Raw genomic sequence first — 12,121 nt, forward strand, 5'->3', positions numbered from 1 at the left:
CCACACACACTTCCCACCCCCACACAGGGGGGACGGGTAACAAGGTTACGGCGGTCATAGCGTGGGGGAAACGCCCGGTCCCATTCCGAACCCGGAAGCTAAGACCCACAGCGCCGATGGTACTGCACCCGGGAGGGTGTGGGAGAGTAGGACACCGCCGGACATAAATTACACAGTGAGCCCCGACCACGACGGTCGGGGCTCACTGCATTTAAAACCCATTCGACGCCTGGCCATACAAGCCGCTGACGCGGCTGTGAGTCTTACCACGAGTGGGGTTCGGGCCGGGCTCCGGGTTCGGTCGCTGCGACGCGGTCGCCTAGAATTGCATAAGACATACGGGCCGGGCTTTAAAGGTGCTGGCCGCGTGATAACGAAATACGGGTTATGAGCGACTACGCACGCGCCACTGGTCGGCTCGCAACAGGAGGAATCCATAATGGCTGAGCACAACGGCGGCAATCGCGGCGGTAATCGCGGAAACTTTGGCGGAGACCGCGGTGACCGTGGGTCGTTCCGCGCCAACAACAACTCCGGCGGTGACCCGCGGGGCTTCCGTTCCCGCGATAACCGGGACGGCAATAACAACGGCCGCCCCTATGGTGATCGTAAGCCTTCCGGCGACCGTCCTGCCCGTGACGGAGAGCGGCGGCCTTTCGGCGACGGCGACCGCAGGTCCTATGGCGAGCGTCCCGACCGCGGTCAGCGGAATTTTGATCGCCCCCGTCGCGACAATGAAGATCGGCCCCGCCGTGACTCAGGCGACCGCAGGCCCTACGGCGAGCGGTCCGAGCGCGGACCCCGCAACTTCGATGGGCCGCGTCGTGATGGTGATGATCGTCGTTCCTTTGGTGGGGATCGTGATCGTAAGCCGTTTGGTGATCGTCCGGAGCGTGGACCGCGGAACTTTGACCGTCCGCGCCGTGATGGGGATGACCGTCCCCGTCGTGATGGTGATGATCGTCGTTCCTTTGGTGGGGATCGTGATCGTAAGCCGTTTGGTGATCGTCCGGAGCGTGGACCGCGGAACTTTGACCGTCCCCGTCGCGATGGTGATGACCGTCCCCGTCGTGATGGTGATGATCGTCGTTCCTTTGGTGGCGATCGTGATCGTAAGCCGTTTGGTGATCGTCCGGAGCGTGGACCGCGGAACTTTGACCGTCCCCGTCGCGATGGTGATGACCGTCCCCGCCGTGACAGCGGCGACCGTCGTTCGTTCGGCAGCGACCGCGGCCCCAGGGAAGACCGTCCCGCCCGCGTCCCGAATGCCCGGGACATCCGCAGTGCCAACCGCCCTGACCGCGAGCGTTCGCCGGAAATCGATCCCGATGTCACGGGACGCGAATTGGACCGGGCAACTGCCCATCAGATCAACACACTTGAAGACCAGAGTGCCGGCTGGGTTGCCAAGCACTTGGTCATGGCCGGCCGCCTGATCGATATTGAGCCCGAGCTTGCCTTCCAGCACGCCCTGGCAGCCAGCCGCCGCGGGGGTCGCTTGTCGGCGGTTCGTGAAGCTGTGGGGCTGACGGCGTATGCTGCCGGCCACTACGGCGAGGCTTTGCGGGAATTCCGCACCTACCGCCGGATCAGCGGCTCCAACGCGCACCTGCCGGTCATGGCCGACTGCGAGCGTGGACTGGGCCGCCCGGACCGTGCCCTGGATATGGTCCGTTCACCTGAGGCCCAGGACCTCGATGCTCCCGGCAAGGTGGAATTGGCCATTGTGGCGTCGGGTGCCCGCGCGGACCTCAACCAGCTGGATGCGGCCGTCGCTGAGCTCGAGATTCCGCAGCTGGATATTAATCGTGCGTTCTCCTACAGCCCGAGGCTGTTCCGTGCCTATGCGGAAGCTCTGACGGCGGCAGGTCGTGCCGAGGAGGCCACCAAGTGGGAGCGCCAGGCTGTCGTTGCGGAGAACGCCCTTGGCGTCGGCGAGTTCGCTGAGCCCGAGATTGTGGACTTGGGCTGGGACGAGGAAGAAGAGGCAGCCGCGCGTAAGCCGCGTTTCCAGAAGACCGACGGCGGTACCGACGTCGTGCAGGCTGACCCGGAAACCGTCATTGCTGAAGCGGCGGCAGCGGACGCCGCCCACGACGACGTTGAAGTGGACGACGCCGAGGCGGACTACTTCGAGTCCGATGACCCGGAATCGGACATCGACTCCATTGACGAAGACGCGGACGAGGACGCCGACGAAGAGCAGGAAGAAGGCCAAGAGGAAGCAGGAGAAGGCAACCGGAATGGCTGATTCACTGATCTCGGCGTACGACGCCGTCCTGTCCGACCTTGACGGCGTCGTTTATGCCGGACCGCATGCCATCCCGGGTGCCATCGAGTCGCTCCAGCGCCTCGCCACCGTGGGTGTGGGTCTTGGTTACGTGACGAACAACGCGTCCCGGACTCCCGCTCAGGTTGCGGCGCACCTTCGTGAACTGGGCGCGCCTGCAGAGGACCATCAAGTGGTCAGCTCATCCCAGGCGGCGGGCGAATTGTTGGCGTCCATGTTGCCCCAGGGCGCACGCGTGCTCATTACGGGAAGCGCGGCCTTGGCGCACGAGATCGAACTGGTGGGCCTGAAACCGGTACACAGCGCCGCTGAGAATCCGGTGGCGGTAGTACAGGGGTTCAGCCCGGAGCTGGGCTGGAAGGACCTGGCGGAAGCCTCGTACGCGGTGGCCGCCGGAGCCCAATGGTTCGCAACGAATACGGACATGTCCATTCCGCAGGCCCGGGGCATCGCCCCCGGGAACGGCACTTTGGTTGCGGCTGTGGCGGCCGCCACCGGAAAGAAACCGCTGGTGGCAGGCAAGCCCGAGGCGCCACTTTTCCACGCCGCCGCAAAGCGGTTGGGCGCCGACCGGCCCTTGGTTGTGGGCGACCGGCTGGATACGGATATCCTGGGCGGCAACCGCGCCGGCTATGCCACCGCGGCTGTCCTCACCGGCGTCGACACCACCCACAGCATCCTGTCCGCCCGCGCCGATGAGCGGCCCACCTACCTGCTGGCCAACCTGCAGGACCTGTATGATCCCTACCCCCGTCTAACAAACGACGGCGGCACGTACTACTGCGGTGCTGCGTGGGCGACCGCCGTGGACGGGGAAGTCACCGTGGCGGGCCCGAAGGATAGCCTCGACGCCTGGCGTGCTGCCTGCGCGGCGTGGTGGGCGGCGGTTCCTGACGCTCCGGTGGCGCAGTCGCCGCGGCTTGTCTGGCAGGCTCACTAAACTGGCGTGATGAGCGATCCCACTGTTCCCGGGGAAGCCGAGGCCGTTGTTCGCTGGCCGGGTGTTCCTGAAGAGACCAATGACCCCGCGGTTGACCGGGCTCTTGGCTTCCTGGCAGGTATACCGGATGCACCCGTGGCGGACCACGTGGACATCTACGCCGCCGTCCACGACTCCTTGCTCGAGGCACTCGACGCTGAACCCGGGTTGCCTCCGGCCGCTCCCCGGGAAACATCCCTGAACCCGGAAGGCACCAGCTGACGCATGGCACGACTTGACCAGGAACTCGTCTCGCGTGGTCTCGCGAGGTCCCGGACGCATGCGGCGAAACTGATCAGCGACGGCAAGGTGAGCTCAGGCGGTGCGGTCTTGTCCAAGGCGTCCCTCCACGTTGATGCGCAGGCACGGCTGGAGGTCGCGGCCCATCCGGAGGACGTGTACGTCAGCCGGGCCGGCCATAAACTCGCTGGCGCGTTGGCGGCCTTTCCCGCGGTCGCCGTTGCTGGGCGCAGGTGTCTGGACGCCGGTGCCTCCACGGGCGGGTTCACTGATGTGCTGCTTCGGCAGGGTGCGGCGGAAGTCGTTGCCGTGGATGTCGGGCACGGGCAGTTGGTCCAACCGCTCCGCGAGGACCCGCGAGTGGACGTCCACGAGGGCCTGAATGTCAGGTACTTGACTCCGGACCTGATCGGCGGGGTTGCAGCGTTGACTGTCGCGGATCTTTCCTTCATATCCCTGACCCTCGTCGTGGAGCCGTTGGCTGCCTGCACGGAGCCGGGTGGCGATTTGGTGCTGATGGTCAAGCCGCAGTTCGAAGTGGGCAAGGAGCGGTTGAGCCGTACCGGCGTCGTTTCCTCGGACCATGAACGACGGCGGGCGGTTGCCCGGGTGGCGGGTGCTGCGGTCGATGCGGGGCTGGAGCTGAGGGGATTGGCTGCCAGCCCGTTGCCGGGGCAGGACGGAAACATTGAATACTTTCTGTGGATGAAACGCAGGATGTCCGTGCCCGTGCCTAAGATCGAAGAGCGGGACGAGGATGTTGCTGCGTTGATGAGAACACTCTGGCCGAACGACTAGGAAGCAGAATCCGAATGAGCAGGCACGTACTTGTCCTTGCCCACACCGGACGGGAGGAGTCCCTCCGGGCGGCGTGGGATGCGTGTACGCAGCTGCATTCGTCCGGGCTGGTGCCCGTCTTGCAGAAGTCGGAACTGGCGGACGTTGAGCGGTTCTTCGGCGCCGTGGACACGCCGATCGAGATCCTCCATGACCACGTCAGCCTGGAGGACGTGGAACTGGTGATGGTCCTTGGCGGCGACGGCACCATCCTGAGGGCCGCGGAGCTGGTCCGGGAAGTGGATGTCCCCCTTCTGGGAGTCAACCTCGGCCACGTGGGTTTCCTGGCAGAGAGCGAACGGGCGGATCTTGCCCAGACGGTGGAGTGGATCGCCAGCCGCCAGTACACGGTGGAAGAGCGCATGACCATCGATGTCCAGGTCTGGATCAAAGGTCAGAAGATCTGGCACACGTGGGCGTTGAACGAGGCAGCGATAGAGAAGGCAAACCGGGAACGGATGCTGGAGGTCGTCACGGAAGTGGATGAGCGGCCGCTGACGTCCTTCGGCTGCGACGGCGTGGTCCTGGCGACTCCGACCGGCTCCACAGCTTATGCGTTCTCCTCCGGGGGCCCGGTGGTCTGGCCGGAAGTGGAGGCTTTGGTGATCGTGCCCATTAGTGCGCACGCCTTGTTCGCCAAACCCCTTGTGGTCTCGCCGAGTTCCAAGCTCGCCGTTGAAATCATGAACCGGACTGATGCGCTGGGCGTGCTGTGGTGCGATGGTCGGCGATCAGTCGACCTTCCTCCGGGAGCCCGCGTGGAGGTGACGCGTTCAGCAACCCCGGTACGGTTGGCCAGGACGCACAGGACGCCCTTCTCCGCCCGGTTGGTGCGGAAGTTCCAGTTGCCCATCCACGGCTGGCGTGGTCCCGCGCCACGGACCGGCGAGGTCCATACGGGGCCGATTCCCGTCATCCGTACCCCCTCCCCGGCGCCCCTTCCGAGCCCGCACGAGCTTGGGCCCGGTGAACCCTCCGATCCCACGAATGCGAAGTGAAGCATGCTTGAAGAACTCCGAATCCGTGACCTCGGCGTCATCACTGACGCCGCCCTTCCGCTTGGCCCGGGCCTCAGCGTCGTCACCGGTGAAACCGGCGCCGGAAAGACCATGGTGGTCACCGCCGTCGGGCTCCTCCTGGGCGCGCGTTCGGACGCCGGTGCGGTGCGCAGCGGGGCCAAGTCAGCCTCCGCTGAAGCGGTGCTCAAGTTGGACCCGGGGCACGCCGCTGTGGAACGTGCCCGCGAAGCCGGCGGGGACGCGGAGGAGTTCGACGGCGTCGCGGAGTTGCTGCTGGCCCGCACGGTAGGCGCGGACGGACGCAGCCGTGCCCACGTTGGCGGACGGACGGCACCCGTGAGCGTCCTGGCGGAGCTGGGCGAGAGCCTGGTGGTGGTCCATGGCCAAACGGACCAGATCCGCTTGAAGGGGGCAGCCGCCCAACGCCATGCGCTGGATCGCTTCGCCGGGGCTGCCCTGGCCAAATCCCTGGGGGAGTATCAGGACCTCTACCAGCACTGGAAGTCCATTCAAGGCGAACTGGAGACCCTGCGCAGCGAAGCGCGGGAGCGGCTCCGTGAGGCCGAGTCGCTGGAGGCGGCGCTGAGCGAAATTGACGGGATTGATCCCCAGCCCGGAGAAGACGAAGCCCTCAAAGCGGAAGCCGTGAAACTGGCCAACGTCGAGGAGCTGCGCCTGGCCGCCGCGTCCGCGCACGAGTCGCTCATCGCTGAGGAGTTCGGCGACGCGGGGGACGCGACGTCCTTGGTGGATGCTGCGAAGCGAACATTGGAACACGTTGCGGACCACGATGAAGCGCTGGGGGCTGCCGCTGCCCGCCTCGCGGAGGTAGGGTTCCTCCTCAACGACATCGCCGCCGAACTTTCCAGCTATCAGGCCACCTTGGATACAGAGGGGCCGGAGCGGCTTTCCGGGATTGAAGAACGACGGGCCGCGCTGGCGAAGTTGATCCGCAAGTACGCGCCGAGCATTGACGAAGTGCTCGAGTGGGCGGCCACCGCGCGCATCAGGCTTGATGAGCTCCAAGACGACTCGAGCCGCATCGAGTCATTGGACGCCGAGGTGGTGGCCGCCGAGGAAAAGCTCAAGAAATTGGCAGCTGCGATCACCAAGGCGCGTACCAAGGCAGCCAAGGATCTTTCGGCGCGGGTCAGTGCGGAGTTGAAGGCGCTTGCCATGGCTGACGCCACGCTGGTGATCAAGGTGGAGGACTCCGGATCCCTTGGCCCGTGGGGAGCCGATGAGATTGCGTTCCTGCTGCGCCCGCACTCGGGAGCTCCGGAGCGTCCGCTGGGGAAGGGCGCCTCGGGCGGTGAACTCTCACGTGTGATGCTGGCTATCGAAGTGGTGCTTGCCGCCGTCGATCCCGTCCCGACGTTCGTCTTCGACGAAGTGGACGCTGGCGTGGGCGGGCGGGCCGCCGTCGAGATCGGCCGCAGGCTGGCCATGCTGGCCCGCCACGTCCAGGTGCTGGTGGTGACCCATTTGCCGCAGGTTGCCGCTTTTGCCGACCAGCACATCCGGGTCACCAAAACGTCGGTTCGCGGGGCTGACGGGAAGACCACCAGCGGGTTCACCTCGAGCGATGTGCAGTTGCTTTCAGAGGAAGAGCGGGTCAAGGAGCTGGCCCGCATGCTTGCCGGACAGGAAGACTCTGAGTCCGCCCAGGCACATGCGCAGGAGCTCCTGGACGATGCAAAACTCCTGCCCCAAGGGGCCTAGCGCCAAACTGGGAGCACAATCACATCCGCCCGATTTGTTCCCCGGGGCCTTGATTACTGGCAGGGAACCGGGCAACCATGGACCATTTGGGGAACCCGAACCGGACGCTTGGAAGGCGTAATTGATGATAAGCTCGAATTCCGTGGTGCAGCGATCAAATTCCCGTGTAAATTCCCGGTTCCCGGGCTCGTCCAAGACGACCAAACACATCTTCGTCACCGGTGGTGTGGCGTCCTCGCTCGGTAAGGGTCTGACGGCTTCCAGCCTCGGCCACCTGCTGCGGGCACGCGGTTTGTCTGTAACTATGCAGAAGCTCGATCCCTATCTGAACGTGGATCCGGGCACGATGAATCCCTTCCAGCACGGCGAAGTTTTTGTCACCGATGATGGCGCAGAGACCGACCTCGACATCGGACACTACGAACGCTTCCTCGACGAAAACCTCGAAGGCTCGGCCAACGTCACAACGGGCCAGGTCTACTCCACGGTCATTGCCAAGGAACGTCGCGGCGAATACCTCGGGGACACCGTCCAGGTCATCCCGCACATCACGGATGAAATCAAGCGCCGCATGCGCCTGCCCGCCGAGGGCAAGAACGCTCCCGACGTCATCATCACGGAAATCGGTGGCACGGTGGGCGATATCGAGTCCCAGCCGTTCCTTGAGTCCGCACGCCAGGTGCGCCAGGACGTCGGCCGGAACAACGTGTTCTTCCTGCACGTTTCGCTGGTTCCGTACATCGGTCCGTCCCAGGAACTGAAGACCAAGCCGACGCAGCACTCCGTGGCAGCACTGCGCTCCATCGGCATCCAGCCCGAGGCGATCGTGATCCGTTCGGACCGCGAGGTGCCCGAGGCCATGCGTGAGAAGATCGGCCGCATGTGCGACGTCGACATTGACGCCGTGGTCAACGCTGCCGACGCGCCGAGCATCTATGACATCCCCAAGACCCTGCACTCCCAGGGGCTGGATTCCTACATCGTCCGGGCCCTGGACCTGCCGTTCAAGGACGTCGACTGGAGCAAGTGGGACAAGCTGCTCGAAGCCGTCCACAACCCGAAGCACCATGTGGAGATCGCCCTGGTGGGTAAGTACATCGACCTTCCTGATGCTTACCTTTCGGTGACCGAAGCCCTCCGTGCCGGCGGTTTCGCCAACGAAGCCAAGGTCAAGATCCGTTGGGTGCCCTCGGATGAGTGCGAAACGCTGGAAGGGGCCACCAAATCGCTGGCCGGCGTTGATGCCATCTGCGTGCCCGGAGGCTTCGGCATCCGCGGCCTTGAAGGCAAACTGGGTGCGCTGAAGTTCGCCCGCGAAACCAAGCTCCCCGTTCTTGGCTTGTGCCTTGGCCTGCAGTGCATGGTGATCGAATACGCACGCAACGTCGTGGGCCTTGAAGGTGCATCCTCGAGTGAGTTCGAGCCCGATTCCAAGTACCCGGTCATTGCCACCATGGAAGAGCAGCTGGACATCGTGGAAGGCAAGGGAGACCTCGGCGGCACCATGCGCCTGGGACTCTACGAGGCCAAGCTCGACGAAGGCTCCGTGGTTGCCGAGACCTACGGCACCACCACTGTCAGCGAACGCCACCGGCACCGCTACGAGGTCAACAACAAATACCGTGATCAGATTGCGGCCCAGGGCCTGGTGTTCTCCGGTACCTCACCTGACGGCAAGCTGGTTGAGTACGTTGAGCTTCCCCGCGAAGTCCACCCGTACTACGTTGCTACGCAGGCCCACCCGGAGCTCAGCTCACGTCCCACCCGTCCGCACCCGCTGTTCGCCGGACTGGTCAAGGCTGCGCTCGAGCGCCGTGAAGGTGCCGCCGTCGGGATCGATACCGGCGCCCGCACGGTAGCTGCCAAGTAATAACCGAATAAGCAAAGGACGGCGCGATGCCCGGTACTTCTGAAACCCCCAACACGACACGGCAGGTTTCGGACGTGCCGAGCCCGCGCCGTCTTTTGTCTTCCAGCAAGGTCTACGAGGGCCGCATTTGGGACGTTGTCAGCGACGAATTCCAGCTTGCGGAGGATACTGACGCGCTGGTCCGGGACTACATCGACCATCCCGGCGCGGTGGCAGTCCTGCCCATGAACGTGGACGGTGAAGTGCTGCTGCTCAAGCAGTACCGGCACCCGGTAGGCATGGACCTCTGGGAGATCCCGGCCGGGCTGTTGGACATCGAGGGGGAGGACTTCGTCGTCGGTGCTGCCCGCGAACTTGCCGAAGAAGCCGACCTCGTTGCTGCGACGTGGAACGTCCTGGTTGACTTCTTCAACTCACCGGGCTCCTCCAGCGAAGCGGTCCGTATCTACCTTGCCCGGGGACTCACGGACGTGCCGGAGGCCGACCGCCACGTCCGGACGGACGAAGAAGCCGAAATCGAACTGCATTGGATTCCGTTGGAAGATGCCGTCCGCGCTGTGCTGGAGGGCAGGCTGCATAACCCCTCCGCAGTGCTGGGCATCCTGGCTGCCGCGGCGGCCAAGGCGGACGGCTTCAGCAGCCTGCGGCCTGCTGATGCCCCGTGGCCGGCCCACCCCAGCCAGCGCTGAGCATGCCCGGGCCCGGGGAGGCGCGCGCTGTCAACGGTGTTGACCGCGCAATGACTGACTATCTCCAACACGTGGGGGTGGAACGCGGGTTGGCTGCCAACACCCTGTCCGCCTACAAACGCGACCTCGCCCGCTACGCGAACTTCCTGGCCGCCCAGGGAGTATCCGGGCCCCGGGACATCACCAGACACCACGTCACCGCCTTTGTGCAGGCGTTGTCCGACGGTTCCGACGGCGCGTCGGCACTGAACGTCCGCTCCGCAGCGCGCACTGTGGTGGCGGTCCGCGGATTGCATAAATTCTGGGCGCTGGAAGGAATCACGACGGCGGATCCCGCCAGCGAGGTCCACCCGCCGATGCCGGGCAGGAGGCTTCCGAAAGCCATCACCGTGGACGAAGTAACGAGGATTCTGGAGGCAGCAGGCACCGACACTGCCACCGGACTACGGGACCGGGCCCTCCTGGAATTCCTGTACTCCACCGGTGCGCGCATCAGCGAGGCGGTCGGCCTGGATGTGGACGATGTTTCGCTGGACAGCACGTCAACCGAGAGTACGACAACGGACGGCGTGGCACCGGACGGTGCGGTGGGCGATCCTGCGATCGTCAGGCTCTTCGGAAAGGGTTCCAAAGAGCGGCTGGTGCCGCTCGGTTCCTACGGTGCCCGGGCTATCAACGCCTATGTCGTCCGTGGACGGCCCCTCCTGGCCTCCAAGGGTAAGGGGACCCCGGCCTTGTTCCTCAATGCCCGCGGCGGAAGGATTTCCCGCCAGAGCGCCTGGACTATCCTCAAGGCTGCCGCGGAGAAAGCGAACATCACCAAGGACGTGTCACCACACACGCTGCGCCATTCCTTCGCAACCCACCTCCTGGAAGGTGGAGCGGACGTCCGGGTGGTGCAGGAATTGTTGGGCCACGCGTCAGTTACCACGACGCAGGTCTACACCCTGGTGACGGCAGATACTCTGCGGGAAGTCTACGCAGCGGCGCATCCCCGCGCCCTGGGCTGACCGTCCAGGATCCAGGCGCCCTACTCCAGGACGCTGATGGTGAGTTCCACGGCATCCACGAAGACCGCCAGCAGCGACGTTCCCAGCCCGGCAACCAGCAACAGTCCCGGATGGGCCAAACCCACAACTACCCTCTTCAGGTCCGGCTGGCGGCGCAGGAACTTCCTGGGGACGCGGGTCTTGAGCGGCACTTCCCGCCAGCCACGAAGCCGCCTCAGGAACCATGCGCAGCGGATGATGAAAGCCATCCACAGGACGGACAGCACCAACGGGACGGCCGCCAGCATCAGGTTGAAGCCCAGGGCAGTGACTTCTTTCTCCGAGTCCCCGATGAGGGTTTGGACCGTAGTGGAGATGGAAGCACTCATCACCACCGAAGCTGCCCAGACCATGAACGCCGCGACGAGTGCCAGGAACCTGACGAAGAAGTGGCCCAGCACCGTGGAATCCACTGCGCGCAGGTGGCTGCGGGGCGTTGCATGAAGGACGAACAGGGTGGAGACGATCGTGGGCAGCGCGGCAGCGAAGACCAGCAGATACCACGTCCAGCCTGCCAGGTCCACCACCTCGTCCACGACGATCAGCCCGGCCCATACAACAGTCCATGCCCAACCGACGTACAGGGGGTGGGCTACAAGCCACTTGGGAAGCCGGACATCACGGTGCGGAGCTTTTTGCTGTGGCTTACCCGGAGCCCTAGTTGCTTCGGGTTCAGTGGTCAACGTTTCCCGGGCTTCGGCTGCCCCCGGCTCCGCGATGGTTCCGCTGTCGCTGACGGCGGCTGTGGCCGCGCGCATTTCACCCCCGGAGTTGTTCATGCGCTCACTGTAGCAATGGCGGCACCAGCGGGGGATATCGGGTTAAGGTGGGCTGCATGACAGCAGCCCACGTGACTCTTTGCTTCCTTCTTCGAAACGACGCCGAGGGAGAGCACGTCCTGCTTGGTACCAAGAAAACGGGCTTCGGAAGCGGGAAGGTCGTAGGCGTCGGAGGGCACGTGGAGCCCGGCGAGACAGCCGTGGAAGCAGCCGTCCGCGAGGTCATGGAAGAGATCAACGTCGTGGTCAGGGCAGCGGACCTCGTCCAGGCGGGAACGGTCGACTTCATCTTCCCTGCCCGGCCTGAATGGAACATGGCCACTACCGTCTATTTGACGCGTACCTGGATAGGGGAGCCATCGGAAAGCGATGAGATCGCCCCTGACTGGTATCCGGTGGCGCGGCTTCCCGTGGAACGCATGTGGGCGGACGCCGAACACTGGCTGCCTGCCATGATCGCGGGGCAACGGATCGCAGTGCAGGTTGACCTTGCGCCGGACAACCAGAGCGTCGCGAGCGTTTACACCGTCGCCTGGTCCGGCAGCTAAGGGCACCGGAACAAAGCGGGGACTCGTCCATGCGAACGACGGCGGCCCCGCCACGTTAAGGTGGCAGGACCGCCGTCGTTTGTGGTGCTTTCACACCCG

General features: G+C 64.7%; 12 protein-coding genes and 1 rRNA gene. 11 read left to right on the top strand and 2 right to left on the bottom strand.

The genetic code is table 11. The features are described 5' to 3' along the window. The first annotated feature begins 46 nt into the window (after positions 1-46). Positions 47-163: ribosomal RNA gene (rrf, locus tag AUR_RS17765) — 5S ribosomal RNA — on the top strand. Positions 164-757: 594 nt separating this feature from the next. Here the strand turns inward: rrf and AUR_RS20615 are convergent. Next, positions 758-1,366, bottom strand: coding sequence for a hypothetical protein (locus AUR_RS20615; protein ID WP_241650946.1), 609 nt, complete (start codon positions 1,364-1,366; stop codon positions 758-760). On the opposite strand from AUR_RS20615, the gene AUR_RS20620 reads away from it, so the two are divergent. From AUR_RS20620 to xerD, 9 genes are all read left to right on the top strand, one after another. Further along, a complete protein-coding gene (locus tag AUR_RS20620; protein WP_225740044.1) occupies positions 1,346-2,251 on the top strand; it encodes a tetratricopeptide repeat protein in 906 nt (301 codons plus the stop codon). The genes AUR_RS20615 and AUR_RS20620 overlap by 21 nt on opposite strands. Beyond that, complete coding sequence (locus tag AUR_RS17775; RefSeq protein ID WP_062096043.1) at positions 2,244-3,230, top strand: HAD-IIA family hydrolase; 987 nt, start codon at positions 2,244-2,246, stop codon at positions 3,228-3,230. The genes AUR_RS20620 and AUR_RS17775 overlap by 8 nt, the downstream gene beginning before the upstream one ends. A 9-nt stretch (positions 3,231-3,239) precedes the next feature. Then, the gene (locus tag AUR_RS17780; protein WP_062096045.1) at positions 3,240-3,491 is read left to right on the top strand and encodes a hypothetical protein; all 252 of its coding nucleotides are present in this window, start codon (positions 3,240-3,242) and stop codon (positions 3,489-3,491) included. 3 nt (positions 3,492-3,494) lie between these two features. Then, complete coding sequence (locus AUR_RS17785; RefSeq protein ID WP_062096048.1) at positions 3,495-4,307, top strand: TlyA family RNA methyltransferase; 813 nt, start codon at positions 3,495-3,497, stop codon at positions 4,305-4,307. Between the two features lie 14 nt (positions 4,308-4,321). Further along, entirely contained in the window at positions 4,322-5,344 is a 1,023-nt protein-coding gene (locus AUR_RS17790) for an NAD kinase (RefSeq protein WP_062096050.1), read from the top strand. Between the two features lie 3 nt (positions 5,345-5,347). Next, the gene (gene recN / locus AUR_RS17795; protein ID WP_128397221.1) at positions 5,348-7,087 is read left to right on the top strand and encodes a DNA repair protein RecN; all 1,740 of its coding nucleotides are present in this window, start codon (positions 5,348-5,350) and stop codon (positions 7,085-7,087) included. 124 nt (positions 7,088-7,211) lie between these two features. Further along, positions 7,212-8,957, top strand: coding sequence for a CTP synthase (locus tag AUR_RS17800; RefSeq protein ID WP_062096054.1), 1,746 nt, complete (start codon positions 7,212-7,214; stop codon positions 8,955-8,957). Between the two features lie 26 nt (positions 8,958-8,983). After that, the gene (locus tag AUR_RS17805; RefSeq protein ID WP_021473417.1) at positions 8,984-9,646 is read left to right on the top strand and encodes an NUDIX domain-containing protein; all 663 of its coding nucleotides are present in this window, start codon (positions 8,984-8,986) and stop codon (positions 9,644-9,646) included. A 2-nt stretch (positions 9,647-9,648) separates the two neighbouring features. Further along, on the top strand, positions 9,649-10,656 hold the full coding sequence (gene xerD, locus AUR_RS17810; RefSeq protein WP_082694427.1) for a site-specific tyrosine recombinase XerD: 1,008 nt from the start codon (positions 9,649-9,651) through the stop codon (positions 10,654-10,656). A 20-nt stretch (positions 10,657-10,676) separates the two neighbouring features. Here xerD and AUR_RS17815 read toward each other — a convergent pair whose 3' ends face one another. Further along, positions 10,677-11,474, bottom strand: a complete 798-nt coding sequence (locus tag AUR_RS17815) for a hypothetical protein (RefSeq protein WP_128397222.1) — start codon at positions 11,472-11,474, stop codon at positions 10,677-10,679. Between the two features lie 56 nt (positions 11,475-11,530). Here AUR_RS17815 and AUR_RS17820 point away from each other — a divergent pair, with 56 nt between their 5' ends. Then, positions 11,531-12,022 carry an 8-oxo-dGTP diphosphatase gene (locus tag AUR_RS17820; protein WP_062096058.1) on the top strand — a complete coding sequence of 164 codons (492 nt, stop codon included), beginning with the start codon at positions 11,531-11,533 and terminating at the stop codon, positions 12,020-12,022. The last annotated feature ends 99 nt before the right edge of the window (positions 12,023-12,121 follow it).

The sequence above is a fragment of the Paenarthrobacter ureafaciens genome, assembly GCF_004028095.1.
Classification (GTDB): Bacteria; Actinomycetota; Actinomycetes; order Actinomycetales; family Micrococcaceae; genus Arthrobacter; species Arthrobacter ureafaciens.